Raw genomic sequence first — 16,570 nt, forward strand, 5'->3', positions numbered from 1 at the left:
GGAGGCGTACATGACCAGCGCGGGACGGCCGGGTTCGGCCCTGACCTCGTCGACCGGCTCGGCGGCGAGCCACCAGCCCGCCAACCTCGGCGACATCCTCGAACGGGTGCTCGACAAGGGGCTCGTGATCGCCGGGGACATCCAGGTGAACCTGCTGGACATCGAGCTGCTGACGATCAAGCTGCGGCTGGTGGTCGCCTCGCTGGAGACGGCGAAGGAAGTCGGCATCAACTGGTGGGAGAACGACCCCTGGCTCACCGGCCGTAGCGCGGACGGCGAGCGCCAGCACGAGCTGGAACGCGAGAACCGGGAACTGCGGCGGCGCGTGGAGGCCCTGGAAGCAGGCTCTGCCGGACAGGCGCACGGCGCGGCCACCGACGAGGTGATCGAGGCGGAACCGGTGCGGGAGGACCGGGATGGCTGAGGTCGGCGCCGCCGCTACGGGTCGCGGTCTGTGGCTGTACGCGGTGGCACGCGGACTCGACCCCGGCGCCGTCGCGGAGGCGCGCGGGGTCGCCGACGGTGCCGTGCGCATCGTCTCGGTGCCCCTCCCGGAGTCCGGGCGGACGGTGTCGGCTGTGGTCTCCACCGTCGCACTGGCGGAGTTCGGCGAGGCCGCCCTGCACCGCAACCTGGAGGACCTCGACTGGCTCGCGGCCACCGCGCGCGCCCACGACGCGGTGGTGGCCGCCGTGTCCGGGGCGGCCGACGCCGCGGTTCCGCTGCGGCTGGCCACCGTGTGCTACGACGAGGACCGGGTGCGGGCGCTGGTCGCCGAACGGGACCGCGAGTTCGCCACGACCCTGGACGCGCTGAGCGGGCGCACGGAATGGGGCGTCAAGGTCTACACCGAGCCCGGGCGGCACACCGGCGGGGAGGAACCCGCGGCCACGGCGACCGGACCCGGTGGCGCGGGAGCGGCCTACCTGCGCAAACGCAAGGCGGCGCTGTCGGCGAGGGAGACGGGCGAGCGGGTCGCGGCCGAGCACGCCGAGCGCCTGCACGGCACACTGGCCGCGACCGCGGTGGCGCACCGCCGCCATCCACCACAGGATCCCAAGCTCTCGGGCGAGCGCGCCCGCAACGTGCTCAACGGTGCCTACCTGGTCGACGACGACCGCGCGCGCGAGTTCGCCGAGCTGGTCCGCGCGCTCGACGCCGAGCACGAGAGCGTCCGGGTGGAGCTGACCGGCCCGTGGCCTCCGTACTCGTTCGCCTCCGTGGGGCTGGCGGAATGACCGTGACGGAACCCGAGGCGCGGCGAGCGGACCCGGCGGAGACGTTGCTCGGCGCGGGCGCGAGCCCGCTGGGCGAGCCGGCGGCGACCGCCGCGCCCGAGCGCCGGATCGCGCTGGTGGACCTGCTCGACCGCGTGCTCGCGGGAGGGGTCGTGCTCTCCGGTGAGGTCACGCTGGCCATCGCGGACGTCGATCTGGTCCACGTCTCGTTGCGGGCACTCATCACCTCCGTGAGCACCCTGGAGCAGGGAGGCAGGCCGTGAGTGACAGCACCGGTGAGCCGGAACACCGCAACCCGCTCGCGGAGCGCATCGACAGCGATCCCGAATCGGTCGAGCACGGCCTCGCGAGCCTGGTCCTGACCATCGTCGAGCTGCTCCGCCAGCTCATGGAACGGCAGGCACTGCGCCGCGTCGATTCCGGTGACCTGAGCGACGAGCAGGTCGAACGCATTGGTCTGACCCTCATGCGGCTGGAGGAGCGCATGGAGGAACTGCGCGAGCACTTCGGGCTCGAACCGGAGGACCTGAACATCGATCTCGGGCCGCTGGGCCCGCTGCTGGCCGACGAGTGAGCTTTCGTATGCTGTCGCGCCATGGGTTGGTTGTCAGGCGCACGGCAGGCCGCCTACGCCCGGCGTGATCTCGACGCGCTCGCCGCGCGGCTCGCCTCGGCGGGACTGAGCACGGCCGGGTTGGGACCGGGCCTGCTCGCCGACGTCGACCAGCACGCGGCCGCGGTGCGGGACATCCTGGAAGCCGACGGTGGTCGCGCCGGGCTGGTGGAACTCGCGGCGTACGCGCAGGGCGCGCTGGACGCGGCGGCCGAGCGCGGGTGTGCCCCGGAGCAGGGGCCGGAACCCGACTCGTGGATCGTGCTACGCCTGCTCGCCGTGTGCGCGCTCGCCGACGCCCCGTTCGCCGACGACCGCCCCGGCCTGGACCCGCTGCTGCCGACCTGAACCCGCGGCCCGGGCGCGTCGCCCGCCACCTGGGCTCGGCGCCGCCACCGCAGCTATCAGCCGCGGGGCGGCTGCGTGGTACGGGTCTGGTCCTCGGGGGTCTGGATCGGTTCGGTCTGTGCCCGGGTCACGTCCTCGTGGCCGCGCTGGTAGGCCTCGGCCTGGGCCTTCGCGTGCGGCATCTCCTCCTCGGCCCGGTCCAGCCACCGCTCCCAGCGCTGCTGCATGGGCCGCATCAGGCCACCGCCGACCCCGATCGCCAGTACCAGCCCCACCGTCGCGAGCACGGTGATCAGAACCGGGGTGGTGACCGTGGTGGCCACCCCGATCTGGTTCAGCGCGGCGATCACCCCGAGCCCGATGATGAACACCTGCGCGACCGTGGCCAGCACCGGACCGTAGCTGAGTCCGCCCAGCGCGCCGCGGATGATGTCCTTGACGGCGCTGGCGATGGCGGCGGCCACGACGACGATCACGATGGCCACGATCGCCCTCGGCAGCCACGCCACGATGCCTGCGAGCATGTCGCTCACCGGGTTCGGCCCGAACACCCCGAAGGCGATCTGCAACGCGATCAGCAACACGGCGTAGTACACGATGGCCGCGACGAGACTGCTCGCGTCGTACTTGGACCGTTCCAGTGCGCGCTTGATGCCGCCGCGCTCCACCGCGCGGTCGAAGTTCAGCCGCTCCAGGACGATGTCGACGAGCTTGCGCAGCCCCTTCGCCACCAGCCATCCGATGAGGAGGATGACGAGGAACGCGGCGAACTTCGGCAGGAAGGTGATGACCGACCGCAGCGCGTCGTTGAACGATTCGGTGATGTTCATCGGGGTTCACATCCTTTCCGTGGGCCGGCTGGTCTTCACCTCCGCGCACGGACTGGGTCGGTCTCGACGCCGGGCCACACCGTTCGGCTGTGCGCTGGACTACCCGCTGCGCGGCGGGACACTCGCGCTCCGCACCCACCCTTTCGGGGCGCTGTACGCCCTGAAAGGGTGAACAACCGGCCGGAACCACCCGAACCGACCACCAATAGCACACGATGCGTGACCGAACATCCACAGGTCGTTGTCACCGCATCGCGGCGACACGCCATGATGTGTGCGCGCGAGCGGAGGTGAACGTGGCCCACGACAGCGACGACTACTACGCGGTGCTGGGTGTGGCGAGTGACGCCACGTCGACCGAGATCAAGTCGGCCTACCGGGCACTGGTCCGTACCGCACACCCGGACGCGGGCGGATCGGCCGCGGAATTCCAGTTACTGCGGCAGGCCTACGACACGCTGTCCGACCCGGCCCGGCGCGCGACCTACGACCGCCGGGGACGCCGCCCGTCCCGGGCGGTCGCGGCCGAGACGCGATCGAGGCGCTGGGCGACGCCACGCCGGTTCGGCGAGGACCCCGACTTCGTTCCCCCGGCACCGGTCGTCGACGTGACGAGCCTGCCGTGGTGGAGGCTGATGGACGGCGTGTCCCGGGTGCACTACGCGCATCCCGGCTCGCCGGGGCACGCGACGGTGGCGGCGGCCGCGACCGGAACGCTGCTGCTGCCGCTGCCGCTCGTGGTGCCGTTCGCCTTCTCGGTGTGGCTGACGGCCGTGTGGCTGCTGCTGGTCGTCTCGGCCGTGGCCGCCGCGGTCCTGCTCGTGCGGCGGCATCTGGAGTCGCTGCGCACGGTCCGCGCGTTTCGCGGCGAGTTCGGCGAGCGCGTGGTGTTCGGCTCTCCGGGCACGGAGCCCGACCAGGTGGCCGAGCGGCTGACGGCCGATCTTGTCGAACGCTACCTCCGGCGGCTGCCGGGGGTCCGCGTGTTCCACGGCCTGGCCTGGCCCGGCTCGGTGTTCGCCGACGTGGACCACGCGGTGCTGTGCGGAAGCAGGCTGGTGCTCGTGGAGTCGAAATCCTGGCTGCCGGGCCACTACGACACGGACCCCGACGGCACGCTCACCCGCAACGGCCGCCGCTTCCGGGGCGGCGGCACCAGACTGGCGGAGAGCCTGGAAGCCTTCCGCGCGCTGTTGCCCGACGTGGAGATCCGGGCAGCGCTGGTGCTCTACCCGAGCCGCTCGGGCGAGCTGACCACCGGCGGACGGTTCCACGGCGACTCCCCGCCGATGACGCCGGAGCAGTTCGTGCGGCAGGTCGGCGACTGGCTGGCCGACGAGCCCGTGACAGTGGACCGCCACGTGTTCCGCACGGTGCTCGGCCAGGTGGTCGGCCACTCCCCCGCACCGTCGGCGTGACACCGCCTGCAGGTCGTGTGGCGGGGCAGTACGGGCGCCGGAACCCGCTCGTCATCATGGCCTCAGTCCGGGGACTTGAGCATCTCCAGAAGGATGCGCTGCAGCTCGGTGCGGTCCCTCGGGGTAATCCGCGCCAGCCTGCGGTCGAACTCCGCCGCGAGCGCTGAGAGCGCGCGGTCCCGCGCCGCCTCGCCCTGGGCAGTCAGTAGGAGCCGATGCCGCCGCAGGTCCTCGTCGTCGATCTCGCGCCGTATGAACCCCTTTGCGACGAGGTTGCGGACGTAGACCGTCACGCTGGCTTTCGGGATCATCAGCGCCGCCGCGAGTTCGGCAGGGTACGGCGACGCGGCCACCTCGGCCAGCACGAAGAACTCCTTCGTCTCCAGCCCAAGCTCGGCCAGTTCGACGCTGCAGGTTTCCAGCACGACGCTCAGCAGACGCTGGTTCAGCGTCCACAGCTGTGCCCCGTCAACCGCCACGCGAGTCCCTCCGTCCATCCAGGTGATACAGTTCTGAATTAGTTCGATAATGTATCAGAAGTTCTTCGTACTGGACGACTATGGAACAAACACCGACGCGGAAGGCGCCATCAGATGCTTCAGCACCTCACGATCCCGCGTGGGCCGATCGATCTCGCGGCCGACCTCTACCTGCCCGACAGCATCGACGACGCGGCGCCGCTGCGCACCGTGGTGCTCTCCACGCCCGGCAGCAGCGTGAAGGAGCAGATCGGCGCGAACTACGCATCCCGCCTCGCCGCCCGCGGCATCGCGGCGCTCGTGTTCGACCCCGCCCATCAAGGTCAGAGCGGCGGAGAACCCCGCGACCTCGAAGACCCCTACCGCCGCGGTGAGGACATCTCCTACGCGATCGACGCGCTCAGCACGATCCCCGGCATCGACCCCGAGCGCGTCGGCGTCCTCGGCATCTGCGCCGGCGGAGGCTACGCAGTGCACACCGCCCGCACGGACCACCGCATCAAGGCGGTCGGCACGGTCGTCCCCAGCAACATGGGCACCTCGTTCCGCAGCTTCCAGCCGGACGGCGCATCAGTGGCACTCGACACCATGGCCGACGCGCGCATCGAAGAGACCCGCTCCGGCGAGCTGACCCGCGTGAACTGGCTGCCCGACACCCTGGAGGAAGCCGAAGCAGTCGGGCTGACCGATATCGACACGACCCAGGCAATCACCTACTACCGCACCGAGCGGGGCAGGAACGAACACTCCACGAACCGCCGCCTCTCGCGCGGCGACTCGATGCTGCTGGGCTACGACGCCTATCATCTGGTCGATCAGCTCATGACCCAGCCGCTGCAGGTCATCCTCGCCGGACGCATCGGCAACACCGGCTCCTACGAGTCCGGCATGCAGCTGTGGAAGCTGGCACCCAACCCGGTCGACCTCATGGTGATCGACGGTGCTGGCCACTACGAGATGTACGACGAGCCCGAGTATGTCGACGACGCTGTCGACCGGCTCGTCAACTTCTACTCGAACAACCTGTAAATCGTCCAACCCGGTGAACCCATGCGGTCACAGCACTAGCGTGTGTGCCTCGTGGTTCGCGGCGAGGAGTGGCCCCATGACCGAGAGCGTTCCCGCCGCCCGGCCGGGACGCGCGGTGTCTGTCCCGGCGCTGGCGGGGCTGGCCGCACTGGTGACCGGCGCCGCCGTGCTGGGTGTGCTCCACGTGCTGCCCTCCAGTGCCGGGGTCGATCCGGTGCGCGACACGATCAGCGAGTACGTGTACGGCCCGGACCGGTGGCTGTTCCACACGGCCGTCGTGCTGGTCGCACTCGGCTCGGCCTGCGCGTTCGCGACGATGGTGGGGCGCGCTCTGGTCCGTCCCGTCTCGGCGGCCACGGTGTTCGCCGCGTTGTGGGTGGCCGGGCTCGTCGCGGTCGTCGTGTTCCCGAAGACGGACTGGTCGGTCGGGCCGAGCCTCGCGGGCACGATTCACCGGTACGCGAGCGTGGTCGCGTTCGCGAGTCTGCCGCTGGCCGTGTGGTCGGCGGCCGGTGCGGTCTACCCCACCGCCGCCCGGCCGCGGCGCACCGCGCGCCTGCTCGCACTGGCTTCACTGGCCTGGCTCGGGATCGTGGCGGGCGCGGTCGTGGTGATGCTGTTCGGCGGTGAACCCTGGTGGCGGTCGATCCCGCTGGGGCTCGTGGAACGGCTGCTGGCCGCGACGGAGGTCCTGGCGATCGGATCGCTGCTGCCCGGGCTCCTGCGCGTGGACGATCTCACCTCCTCCGAGGCCGATCCCCTGGTACCGTGCTAAGCGCACGCTTACTCAACGAGGAGGTGCGGGTGTTCCCGCAGAACGCAGGAGGATTGCAGTGACCGAGTCTCCTTCCCGGGTCGCCATCGTCACCGGCGCGGGCCGTGGTATCGGCGCGGCCGTCGCCCGGCGGCTCGCGTCCGACGGCTTCGCCGTCGCTCTGGCCGATCTCGACGAGGCCGCCGTCAAGGCCGGAGCCGACGCCATCACCGCGGACGGGGGCCGCGCGATGGGCGTGGGCGTGGACGTCGGTGACGCCGACTCCGTGAACGCCGCCGTCGCCACTGTGGCCGACGAACTCGGGCCGCCGACCGTGCTCGTCAACAACGCCGGCATCACGCGCGACAACATGCTGTTCAAGATGAGCGAGTCCGACTGGGACTCCGTCATGACCGTGCACCTGCGAGGCTCGTTCCTGATGAGCCGCGCCGCCCAGCAGCACATGACCCAGCAGCAGTGGGGCCGCATCGTCAACCTCTCCAGCACGTCCGCGCTGGGCAACCGGGGCCAGGCCAACTACGCGACCGCCAAGGCGGGACTGCAGGGCTTCACCAAGACACTGGCCATCGAGCTGGGCAAGTTCGGCGTCACCGCCAACGCCATCGCGCCGGGCTTCATCGAGACCGACATGACCGCCGCGACGGCGGAGCGGGTGGGAGTGCCGTTCGAGGACTTCAAGAAGGCCGCCGCCGCCGAGATCCCGGTACGCAGGGTCGGCAGGCCCGCCGACATCGCGGGCGTCGTGTCGTTTCTCGTGAGCGAGGACGCGTCGTTCGTGTCGGGGCAGGTCATCTACGTCGCCGGCGGGCCGAGGGCATGAGCGGGGTGCGTGTCTTTCCCGACCTCGGCGCGTTCGCCGGTGCCGTGGGTGAGCCGCTGGGCACCGGCGAGTGGCACACCATCACCCAGGAGCAGGTAAACCTCTTCGCCGACGCCACGGGTGATCACCAGTGGATCCACGTGGACGTGGAGCGCGCGCGGCAGGGACCGTTCGGTGCGCCGGTCGCCCACGGCTACCTCACCCTGTCACTGATCCCGCAGCTGGGCGCCGAGATCTACCGCGTCGAGGGCCTGCGCATGGGCATCAACTACGGGCTGAACAAGGTGCGGTTCCCGCAGGCGGTGACCGTCGGCTCGCGGATCAGGGCGAGCGCCGACCTCGTGTCGGTCACCGAGACGGCTCAGGGCGCGCAGGCCGTCGTGCGCTGGACGCTGGAGATCGAGGGGCAGGCCAAACCCGCGTGCGTCGCCGAGACCGTCGCACTGCTGGTGCCCTAGGAACGACGACGGCAAGGACGCGCGCGGTGCCGCCCTCGGACATACCGACTGGTCGGTACCGCCGCGTCCGCCGTGACAAGGAGGTCACATGAGCGAGGACTCCCCACCGGGACTGGACCTGGCACGCCTGCGTACCCACCTCGACGCCGAACGCCCCGGCCTGGTCACCGGAGAGCTGCGCGCCCGGGTGATCGAGGGCGGCCGGTCCAACCTCACCTACGTCGTCGAGGACGGCACGCACCGCTGGGTGGTGCGCAGGCCGCCGCTGGGCCACGTGCTGCCCACGGCGCACGACATGCGCCGCGAACACACGGTCATCAGCGCGCTCGGCCCCACCCCGGTCCCCGTGCCGGCGACCCTGCTGCTGTGTACGGACGAGTCCGTCCTCGGGGCGCCGTTCTACGTCATGGACCACGTCGAGGGCACGCCGTACCGGCAGCGCGACCAGCTCGTGCCGTTGGGCGCCGACCGCACGCGGCGGATCGCCGAGTCGATGGTCGACACGCTGGCCGAGCTGCACGCGGTCGACCACCGCGCCGTGGGACTGGCCGAATTCGGCAGGCCCGACGGATTCCTCGAACGGCAGTTGCGGCGCTGGGGCAAGCAGCTCGACGCCTCCCGCAGCCGCGATCTGCCCGGCGTCGACCGGCTGCGCGAGCGCCTCGCGGCGCGGCTGCCGCCGTCACCGCCGCCCACCGTGGTCCACGGTGACTACCGGCTCGACAACCTGCTGGTCGCGGGCGACGACACGATCACGGCGGTGCTGGACTGGGAGATGTCCACCGTGGGCGACCCGCTCACCGACATCGCACTGCTCATCGCCTACACGGAGGGCGAGGCGCTGGGCGACGACCTCAGCAGCGTCGCGTCCGCGCCGGGATTCCCGCCGGTGGCCGACCTCGTCGCCCGCTACACGGCGACGTCCGGCCGGGACACCTCGGCGATGGGCTGGTATCTCGGCTTCGCGTTCTTCAAGCTCGCCGTGATCCTGGAGGGGATCTACTACCGGTTCAACCAGGGCAAGACGGTCGGCGAGGGGTTCGACCGCATCGGAGCCAGTGTCGCGCCGCTGGTCGCGCGCGGCAACGCCGTGCTGGAGGAGGACTGATGGATTTCGCGTTCGACGCCACCACCGAGCGCTACCGCGAGAAGCTGTTCGCGTTCCTGGACGAGGAGGTCTATCCCGCCGAGGCGGTGCTCGCCGAGCAGACCCGTGAGGCCACCGAGCCGTGGCGCACGCCCCCGATCGTGCGGGAACTCCGGTCCCGCGCCCGCGACCGTGGTCTGTGGAACCTGTTCCTGCCGGGCGAGCACGGCGCCGGACTGACCAACACCCAGTACGCGCCGCTGGCCGAGATCACGGGCCGCAGTCCCCACCTGGCCCCGATCGCCACCAACTGCGCGGCCCCGGACACCGGCAACATGGAACTGCTGGCCGAGTTCGGTTCGGCCGAACAACAGCAGCGGTGGCTCGCACCCCTGCTCGACGGCGAGATCCGCTCGGCGTTCGCCATGACGGAGCCCGACGTCGCGTCCTCCGACGCGCGCAACATCGGCACCCGCATCCGGCGCGACGGCGACGACTACGTGATCACCGGCCGCAAGTGGTTCATCTCGGGTGCCATGAACCCGGACTGCCGGGTCTTCATCGTCATGGGCAAGACGGACCCCGACGCGGCCCCACACCAGCAGCAGAGCATGATCCTCGTGCCCCGGGACACGCCGGGCGTCCAGGTGAAGCGGGCCATGACCGTCTTCGGCTACGGCGACGAGGAGTCCAGCGGGCACGCCGAGATCGTGTTCGACGGAGCGCGGGTGCCCGCCACCCACCTCGTGGGCGGCGAGGGCGAGGGGTTCGCCATCGCGCAGGCCCGGCTCGGCCCCGGCCGCATCCACCACTGCATGCGGGCCATCGGCATGGCCGAGCGCGCGATCGAGCTGATGTGCCGCCGGGCGGTCTCGCGCGTCACGTTCGGGACCCCGCTCGCCCAGCAGGGTGTGGTCCAGGACTGGATCGCCGAGTCGCGGGTGCGGGTGGAACAGCTGCGCCAGCTCGTGCTCAAGACCGCGTGGCTGATGGACACGGTCGGCAACAAGGGTGCCCACACCGAGATCCAGGCGATCAAGATCGCGACGCCGATCACGGTGGAGTGGATTCTCGACAAGGCCATCCAGCTGCACGGCGCGGGCGGGGTGAGCCAGGACTTCCCGCTGGCCTCCCTCTGGGCCGCCGTGCGGACATTGCGGCTGGCCGACGGCCCCGACGAGGTACACAAGCGCTCGCTCGCCCGCCGCGAACTGAAGAGGTACCAGTCATGAGCCAGGACCAGCACCAACCTGACGACGCACGAACCGCGGCGCTGCGGGAGCGAGTAGCCGCGTTCCTCGCCGCGCACGACCCCGCGGGCACCGATCGGCTGGACTTCCTGCGGGCGCGGTTCGACGCCGGGCTGGCCTGGGTCCACTTCCCCGAGGGACTCGGCGGGCTCGACGCGCCGCGCGCGCTGCAGTCCGTGGTCGACGCGGCGTTCGCGGCGGCGGGTGCGCCGGACAACGACCCGCGCCGCAACGGTATCGGGCTCGGGATGGCCGCCCCGACGATTCTCACCGTCGGCACCGACGAGCAGCGACAGCGCTTCCTGCGTCCGTTGTGGACCGGAGAGGAGGTCTGGTGCCAGCTGTTCAGCGAACCGGGCGCCGGCTCCGATCTCGCGGCACTGGCCACCCGCGCGGTCCCCGACGGCGACGACTGGGTGGTCACCGGGCAGAAGGTGTGGACCTCGTCCGCGCACACCGCGCGCTGGGCGATCCTGCTCGCCCGCACCGATCCCGACGCGCCCAAGCACCGCGGACTCACCTACTTCGTGTGTGACATGACCGCGCCCGGTGTGGAGGTGCGCCCGCTGCGCCAGCTCACCGGCGAGGCCGAGTTCAACGAGGTGTTCCTCACCGACGTGCGCGTGCCCGACGCCCACCGGCTCGGCGCGGTCGGCGAGGGCTGGCGGGTCGCGCAGACCACACTGATGAACGAGCGGGTGGCCATCGGCGGGCACGCGGCCCCGCGCGAGAGCGGGATGCTCGGCCGGGTCGCAGCGACCTGGCGGGACCGGCCGAGCGCGCGCACCGCCGAGTCGCACGCGCGACTGCTGCGGCTGTGGGCCGAGCAGGAGGCGTTCCGCCTGGCCGGGGTCCGGTTGCGCCAGCAGCTGGCGGCGGGGGCGCCGGGGCCGGAGGGCTCGGCGATGAAGCTCGCGTTCGCCCGGCTGGCGCAGGCCGGCTCGGCTCTGGAGCTGGAGCTGCTGGGCGAGGACGGACTGCGCTACGACGACTGGTCGCTGCGCAGGCCCGACCTCGTGGACTTCACCGGCAGGGAGGCGGGTTACCGCTACCTGCGCGCCAAGGGCAACTCCATCGAGGGCGGCACCTCGGAGGTCCTGCGCAACATCATCGCCGAACGGGTGCTCGGACTTCCGGCCGAGCCGAGGACGGACAAGGACGTCGCATGGAAGGACCTGCCCCGATGAGCACACCGGACCTGCTCTACTCCGACGTGGAGGACGACCTGCGGGCCACGGTGCGGGACCTCGTCCGCGACCACTGCCCCCCGGACTCGCTGATCGCGAGGGCCGACAGTGCCGAGCCGTACGACCTCGCACTGTGGCGCACGCTCGCGGCCGACCTCGGGCTGGCGGGACTGGCCGTGCCGGAGGCCTCCGGCGGGCAGGGGGCGTCCGCCCGCGAGGTCGCGCTGGTGCTGGAGGAGCTGGGGCGCGGCCTGGCGCCCGTGCCGTTCCTCGGTAGCGCGGTGCTCGCCACGTCGGTGCTGTCGCGGGTGGCGGCCGCCGAGCCGGGCGAGCACCCCACGGCGCTGCTACGGCGGCTTGCCGACGGCAGCGCGACCGGAGCGCTCGCGGTATCGCTGGCCGCCCTTCCCGACGGGGAGTTCCCCACCACGGTGAACGCAGAATCCCTGGGCGACGCGATCGTGCTCGACGGGGCCGTCACCACGGTCGCCGACGCCTCGGTGGCGGACGAGTTCGTGGTGCCCGCCGTGGGGCCGGACGGTCCCGGCCTGTACGCCGTGGCCGCGGGCGCGCACGGCGTGACCGTGTCCGAGGCCGTGTCGTTCGACCTCACCCGGCGCGTCGGCGACGTGGCGCTGCGGCGGGCACCGGCGCGGGTGCTGGCGACCGGGGAGACGGCACGGACCGCGCTGCGAGAGGGGCTGCTGACGGCCGCGGGGTTGCTCGCGTCCGAGCAACTCGGCGTGGCGCAGTGGTGTCTGGACACGACGGTGGCGTACGTGAAGCAGCGCCACCAGTTCGGCAGGCCCGTCGGCTCGTTCCAGGCGGTCAAGCACCGGCTCGCCGACGTGTGGCTGTCCCTGGTGGGGGCACGCGCCGCCGCGCGCTACGCCGCCGACGTGCTCGCGTCGCCGGAGGCGTTCGAGCCCGGCTCCGATGTGGAGGTCGCGGTGGCCGTGGCGCAGTCGTCCTGCGCGGTCCTCGCCGTGCAGGCCGCCGAGGAGGCCGTCCAGCTGCACGGCGGCATCGGCATGACGTGGGAGCATCCGGTGCATCTCTACCTCAAGCGCGCCAAGGCCGACGAGCTGGCCCTCGGCACCCCGGCCCGCCACCGCGCGGCCCTGGCGACCCCGGCGAACCTGCCCCCGCCGCCGTGAGCGGGATCGCGACGGAGCGGGTCAGGTCGGCCGGAGGGAGTCCAGAAGCAGGTCCGCGAAGTGGTCGCCCACCTCGCGGGCGGAGAGACTTCCGCTCGGCCGGTACCAGAATCCGAGGTGGTGCACCGCGCCGAAGAAGAAGTCCACGATGATCTCGGCGGGCTTGTCCGAGCGGAACTCGCCCCCGCGCTGGCCCTGTTCGATGAGCGAACGGAACCGCTCGTGGTAGCGGCGGCGCTGTGTGCGCACCGCCTGGCGCGTGGCGGGGTCGAGCCGGTGCATCGACTGGAAGAAGATCGCCGTGTCGTCGAGGTTCGCGATGGTGCTCACCACCACGTCGGCGGCGATGGCACGCAGCCGCGCCGCCACCGGTTCCTCGCTCGCGGCCAGCTCGTCGAGCCTGCGGGTCTGCTCCCGCAGCACCCGCGCGTAGATCTCGTGGAGCAGGTCGTCCTTCGAGCGGAAGTAGTGGTACATCGCGCCCTTGGTGACCCCGGCCGCCTCGACGATGCGGCTCACCGACGTGCGGTCGAACCCGTGCTCGGCGAACAACCGGGTGGCCGCCGACAGCAGTCGCCGCTGCACACCACGCCGGTCGTCGGGAACGCTCATCGCGGCGAGCATACCCACGGTCGCCACGCGCTCCGGCGCGTCACCCCGCGGCGCCGGAGCGGCCCTCGGGTTGCTCCAGGGTGCGCTGGAGCTTGTTCATCCCGCCGAGCCAGCGGTCGGTCTCGGTGGCCCGGCGCGCGTAGTACTCGGCGACTTCCGGGTGCGGCAGGATGAGGAACCGCCCGTCCCGCAGGCCCTCCACGGTGACCTCGGCGACCCGCTCGGCGGTGATCGCGCCGGGGCCGAGCAGAGCCGCCCCGGCGGGGCCCGCGTCCGCGAGCATCCCGGTGCGCACGCCCTGCGGGCACACGGCCTGCACGCGAATGCCCCGGTGCCGGTAGGTCGCCGCGAGCCACTCCGCGAAGCCCAGTGCGGCGTGCTTGCTCGCCGAGTACGGCGCCGAGCCCAGGCTCGTCAGCAGGCCGGCCGCCGAGACGGTCGCGAGGAAGTGACCCCGCCCGCGCTCCAGCCAGCGCGGCAACAACTCGCGGGTGGCGCGCACGTGGGCCATCACGTTGACCTCCCACACCCGCGCCCATGCGTCCTCGGACGCCTCCGGCCCGCCGGGCACGGCGATTCCCGCGTTCGCGCTGAACAGATCGATCTCGCCGAGGGTCTCGCGAGCGGTGCCCACGAGCGCCCGCACGCCCTCCTCGGACGCGACGTCGCCCGCGAAGGCCGTGCCGCCGATGCGCTGCGCGACGGCCGTCGCGGCGTCGGCGTCGAGGTCGGCGACGACGACCCGCGCCCCTTCCGCCGCGAACCGTTCGGCCAGCGCGGCCCCGATGCCGTTGCCGCCACCGGTGATCACCACACCGGCGTCGGCGAGTTCGGTGGTCACAGGCCACCGCCGAGAGTCACGCCGCCGTCGACGACGAGCGTCTGCCCGGTGATCCACGCGGACTGCTCGGACAGCAGGAAGGTCACCGCCCCCGCCACGTCGGACGGAACGCCGAGCCGCCGCATCGGGTACGCCGAGGCCACCTCCTCCTCCCGGTCCTCGTAGAGGGCGGTGGCGAAGGAGGTCTTCACCACGGCGGGCGCCACGGCGTTCACCCGGATCGCCGGGGCGAGTTCCCCGGCCAGCTCGGTGGTCAGCCGCATCAGCGCCGCCTTGCTGACGCCGTACATGCCGATGCCGGGCGAGTTCCGCAACCCGGCGATCGAGGCGACGTTGACGATGGCGCCACCGTGTTCACCCATGCCCGCGTCGCGCACCTTCCGGGTCCACGACAGCGGGGCGAGCACGTTGACGCCGAAGATCTTCGCGGCAGCCTGGGGGTCGACGTCGAGCAGCGAGCCGTACACCGGGTTGATGCCGGTGTTGTTGACGAGGAAGTCGACGCGCCCGAACGCCCGCCGGGTGCGTTCGATCACCTCGTCCTGGTGCTCGGGGTCGTCGGCCTTGCCGGGCACCCCGAGCGCGACGGCGTCGCCACCGAGTTGCGCCGCGGCCTCGGCCAGCGGCTCGGGCTTGCGGGCGGTGATGGTGACCTTCGCGCCGGCGGCGACGAGGGCCTGCGCCACCCCGAAACCGATGCCCCTGCTGGCCCCTGTCACAATCGCGACACGGTCGGTCAGTGATTCCACGGCCGTTCTCCTCTCCAGGCTAAGCGCTCGCTTACAATTCGGGGATGACGATGTCGCTGTCGGCCGAACTGTGGCCGGATGTCCAACCGGACGCGGCGCGGCGGCTCATGCTCGCCGGTGTCGAGTCCTTCGCCCAGCGCGGCTATCACGCCACCACCACCCGTGACATCGCGACCAACGCGGGCATGAGCCCGGCCGCGCTGTACGTCCACTTCCCGTCGAAGGCGGCGCTGCTGTTCGCCATCAGCCGCAGCGGACACGAACAGGCGCTCGCGCTCGTGCAGAACGCGGCCGAGCAGGCCGACACGCCGATGACGGCGTTGCGCGAGATCGTGGAACGGTTCGTGGCCTGGCACGCGCGGCGGCACACGGTCGCGCGGGTGGTGCAGTACGAACTGGGCGCGCTGCCCGAGCAGGAGTACCGCGTGGTGGCCGAACTGCGCCGCGGCATCGAGCGCATCGTCCACGACATCGTGGTCCGCGGCGCCGAGGCCGGGCAGTTCACGGTGTCGGACCCGATGACCGCCGCACGCGCGGTGCTCTCACTGGGCGTGGACGTCGCCCGCTGGTACACCGACCGCTCCCGCACATCGCCCGCCGAGCTGGGACGGCAGTACGGCGAACTCGCCCTGCGCATGCTGGGCGCCGACCCGGCCCGTGCGGCGAGCCCGCGCAACTGAGCACCGCGCACGCACACCTCCGCTGACGTCGTGGCGCGGGAGCACTCCCGCCGGACCAGCCACATACTAAGCGGTCGCTCACCACTCCCGCCACCCCCGGCGGGTCCCCGTCACACGCGCACGACCTCCACCCCGCTGTGCCGGAACTCCCTCACCAGAGCGCGGTCGGCACCGGTGTCGGTGACCAGCGTGTCCACCGCGTCGATGCCACAGATCGCGGCGAAGGCGGTGCGGCCGAGCTTGCCCGAGTCGGCCACCACGATCACCCGGTTGGCCCGCTCGACGAACGCGCCGTTGACGGCGGCCTCACCCTCGTGCTGGGCCGCCGCGCCCCTGGTGACGTCGAGCGCGTCGACCCCGAGGAACAGCACGTCGAGCGAGATGCGTTCCAGGATCGGCGTCGCCAGCGGCCCGGTCAGCTCGTAACTCAGTGCGCGAGCCACTCCCCCGGTGACCACCACGCGAAGGTGCGGGCGCACGGTCAGCTCGTTCGCGATGTTGACCGCGTTGGTGACGACGACGACCTCGTCACCCGGCGCCGGACCCCGCAGTTCCGGCCGTAGCGCGATCTCGCGGGCGACCTCCGTGGTCGTCGTGCCGCCGTTGAGGCCCACCACCGCGCGCGGCTCCACCAGAGACGCCGCCTCCCTGGCGATCCGGGTCTTCTCCTCGGCATGGCGGGTGGTCTTGTACCGCAGCGGCAGATCGGACGAGCCGGGTGCGGTGGTGGCGCCGCCCCGGGTCCGCGTGATGAGCTGCTGCTCGGCGAGTTCGTCGAGGTCGCGCCTCGCCGTGGCCGCCGACACCCCGAGTTCCCGCACGAGGTCGTCCACGTGAACGCTCTCCCGCTCGATGACGAGTTCGAGCAGGCCCGCTAGTCTCTCGTGGCGGTTCATCGGAGACCCCCTTTCCGCTATCGTCCTCATCGTACTGCTCCCGTGACGGATTCTGACGAGAAGTCCGGGAAAACGAACAGTATCGCTCACGCGCGGAAGCGAG

Annotated in this window: 21 protein-coding genes; 15 read left to right on the top strand and 6 right to left on the bottom strand. The window is 71.8% G+C overall.

Annotation, left to right across the window (positions count from 1 at the left end):
* Positions 1-10 precede the first annotated feature (10 nt).
* Genes FFT09_RS02905 through FFT09_RS02925 form a run of 5 tightly spaced genes read left to right on the top strand, consistent with a single transcriptional unit; the run spans position 11 to position 2,199 of the window.
* Positions 11-424, top strand: coding sequence for a gas vesicle protein (locus FFT09_RS02905; RefSeq protein ID WP_138381747.1), 414 nt, complete (start codon positions 11-13; stop codon positions 422-424).
* Complete coding sequence (locus tag FFT09_RS02910) at positions 417-1,238, top strand: GvpL/GvpF family gas vesicle protein (protein ID WP_138381748.1); 822 nt, start codon at positions 417-419, stop codon at positions 1,236-1,238. The genes FFT09_RS02905 and FFT09_RS02910 overlap by 8 nt, the downstream gene beginning before the upstream one ends.
* The gene (locus tag FFT09_RS02915) at positions 1,235-1,501 is read left to right on the top strand and encodes a gas vesicle protein (protein WP_081190622.1); all 267 of its coding nucleotides are present in this window, start codon (positions 1,235-1,237) and stop codon (positions 1,499-1,501) included. The genes FFT09_RS02910 and FFT09_RS02915 overlap by 4 nt, the downstream gene beginning before the upstream one ends.
* Entirely contained in the window at positions 1,498-1,812 is a 315-nt protein-coding gene (locus tag FFT09_RS02920; RefSeq protein WP_081190623.1) for a gas vesicle protein K, read from the top strand. The genes FFT09_RS02915 and FFT09_RS02920 overlap by 4 nt, the downstream gene beginning before the upstream one ends.
* 21 nt (positions 1,813-1,833) lie before the next feature.
* Complete coding sequence (locus tag FFT09_RS02925; RefSeq protein WP_081190624.1) at positions 1,834-2,199, top strand: DUF6401 family natural product biosynthesis protein; 366 nt, start codon at positions 1,834-1,836, stop codon at positions 2,197-2,199.
* Between the two features lie 56 nt (positions 2,200-2,255).
* On the opposite strand, the gene FFT09_RS02930 is transcribed toward FFT09_RS02925, so the two are convergent.
* Positions 2,256-3,029, bottom strand: coding sequence for a mechanosensitive ion channel family protein (locus FFT09_RS02930; protein ID WP_138381749.1), 774 nt, complete (start codon positions 3,027-3,029; stop codon positions 2,256-2,258).
* A 296-nt stretch (positions 3,030-3,325) separates the two neighbouring features.
* Here FFT09_RS02930 and FFT09_RS02935 point away from each other — a divergent pair, with 296 nt between their 5' ends.
* On the top strand, positions 3,326-4,447 hold the full coding sequence (locus FFT09_RS02935) for a J domain-containing protein (protein WP_244231193.1): 1,122 nt from the start codon (positions 3,326-3,328) through the stop codon (positions 4,445-4,447).
* Positions 4,448-4,509: 62 nt separating this feature from the next.
* On the opposite strand, the gene FFT09_RS02940 is transcribed toward FFT09_RS02935, so the two are convergent.
* Positions 4,510-4,926 carry a MarR family winged helix-turn-helix transcriptional regulator gene (locus FFT09_RS02940; RefSeq protein WP_081190626.1) on the bottom strand — a complete coding sequence of 139 codons (417 nt, stop codon included), beginning with the start codon at positions 4,924-4,926 and terminating at the stop codon, positions 4,510-4,512.
* Between the two features lie 114 nt (positions 4,927-5,040).
* On the opposite strand from FFT09_RS02940, the gene FFT09_RS02945 reads away from it, so the two are divergent.
* The 8 genes from FFT09_RS02945 (at position 5,041) to FFT09_RS02980 (ending at position 12,689) form a co-directional block, all read left to right on the top strand.
* The gene (locus FFT09_RS02945) at positions 5,041-5,955 is read left to right on the top strand and encodes an alpha/beta hydrolase (RefSeq protein WP_081190627.1); all 915 of its coding nucleotides are present in this window, start codon (positions 5,041-5,043) and stop codon (positions 5,953-5,955) included.
* Positions 5,956-6,031: 76 nt separating this feature from the next.
* Positions 6,032-6,730 (top strand): DUF998 domain-containing protein, encoded by a 699-nt coding sequence (locus FFT09_RS02950; protein ID WP_081190628.1) that lies wholly within the window; start codon positions 6,032-6,034, stop codon positions 6,728-6,730.
* A 58-nt stretch (positions 6,731-6,788) separates the two neighbouring features.
* Positions 6,789-7,550 (top strand): 3-oxoacyl-ACP reductase FabG, encoded by a 762-nt coding sequence (gene fabG / locus FFT09_RS02955; RefSeq protein ID WP_138381751.1) that lies wholly within the window; start codon positions 6,789-6,791, stop codon positions 7,548-7,550.
* The gene (locus tag FFT09_RS02960) at positions 7,547-8,008 is read left to right on the top strand and encodes a MaoC family dehydratase (protein ID WP_138381752.1); all 462 of its coding nucleotides are present in this window, start codon (positions 7,547-7,549) and stop codon (positions 8,006-8,008) included. The genes fabG and FFT09_RS02960 overlap by 4 nt, the downstream gene beginning before the upstream one ends.
* Before the next feature lie 88 nt (positions 8,009-8,096).
* Positions 8,097-9,116 carry a phosphotransferase family protein gene (locus FFT09_RS02965; RefSeq protein WP_081190631.1) on the top strand — a complete coding sequence of 340 codons (1,020 nt, stop codon included), beginning with the start codon at positions 8,097-8,099 and terminating at the stop codon, positions 9,114-9,116.
* Positions 9,116-10,327, top strand: coding sequence for an acyl-CoA dehydrogenase family protein (locus FFT09_RS02970; RefSeq protein ID WP_138381753.1), 1,212 nt, complete (start codon positions 9,116-9,118; stop codon positions 10,325-10,327). Before FFT09_RS02965 ends, FFT09_RS02970 begins: the two co-directional genes overlap by 1 nt.
* Positions 10,324-11,532 (top strand): acyl-CoA dehydrogenase family protein, encoded by a 1,209-nt coding sequence (locus tag FFT09_RS02975; RefSeq protein ID WP_138381754.1) that lies wholly within the window; start codon positions 10,324-10,326, stop codon positions 11,530-11,532. Before FFT09_RS02970 ends, FFT09_RS02975 begins: the two co-directional genes overlap by 4 nt.
* Positions 11,529-12,689 carry an acyl-CoA dehydrogenase family protein gene (locus FFT09_RS02980; RefSeq protein WP_138381755.1) on the top strand — a complete coding sequence of 387 codons (1,161 nt, stop codon included), beginning with the start codon at positions 11,529-11,531 and terminating at the stop codon, positions 12,687-12,689. The genes FFT09_RS02975 and FFT09_RS02980 overlap by 4 nt, the downstream gene beginning before the upstream one ends.
* A gap of 21 nt (positions 12,690-12,710) precedes the next feature.
* Here FFT09_RS02980 and FFT09_RS02985 read toward each other — a convergent pair whose 3' ends face one another.
* From FFT09_RS02985 to FFT09_RS02995, 3 genes are read right to left on the bottom strand one after another with little or no spacing between them, the layout of a single operon-like run.
* Entirely contained in the window at positions 12,711-13,301 is a 591-nt protein-coding gene (locus FFT09_RS02985; RefSeq protein WP_197022403.1) for a TetR/AcrR family transcriptional regulator, read from the bottom strand.
* A 40-nt stretch (positions 13,302-13,341) separates the two neighbouring features.
* Positions 13,342-14,142, bottom strand: a complete 801-nt coding sequence (locus tag FFT09_RS02990; protein WP_081190635.1) for an SDR family oxidoreductase — start codon at positions 14,140-14,142, stop codon at positions 13,342-13,344.
* Positions 14,139-14,891, bottom strand: coding sequence for an SDR family oxidoreductase (locus FFT09_RS02995; RefSeq protein ID WP_138381756.1), 753 nt, complete (start codon positions 14,889-14,891; stop codon positions 14,139-14,141). The genes FFT09_RS02990 and FFT09_RS02995 overlap by 4 nt, the downstream gene beginning before the upstream one ends.
* A 44-nt stretch (positions 14,892-14,935) precedes the next feature.
* Here FFT09_RS02995 and FFT09_RS03000 point away from each other — a divergent pair, with 44 nt between their 5' ends.
* On the top strand, positions 14,936-15,571 hold the full coding sequence (locus FFT09_RS03000) for a TetR/AcrR family transcriptional regulator (protein WP_081190637.1): 636 nt from the start codon (positions 14,936-14,938) through the stop codon (positions 15,569-15,571).
* 110 nt (positions 15,572-15,681) lie between these two features.
* Here FFT09_RS03000 and FFT09_RS03005 read toward each other — a convergent pair whose 3' ends face one another.
* Positions 15,682-16,467, bottom strand: coding sequence for a DeoR/GlpR family DNA-binding transcription regulator (locus FFT09_RS03005; protein WP_081190638.1), 786 nt, complete (start codon positions 16,465-16,467; stop codon positions 15,682-15,684).
* Positions 16,468-16,570 lie beyond the last annotated feature (103 nt).

The organism is Saccharomonospora piscinae, from assembly GCF_005862235.1.
GTDB classification, from domain to species: Bacteria; Actinomycetota; Actinomycetes; order Mycobacteriales; family Pseudonocardiaceae; genus Saccharomonospora; species Saccharomonospora piscinae.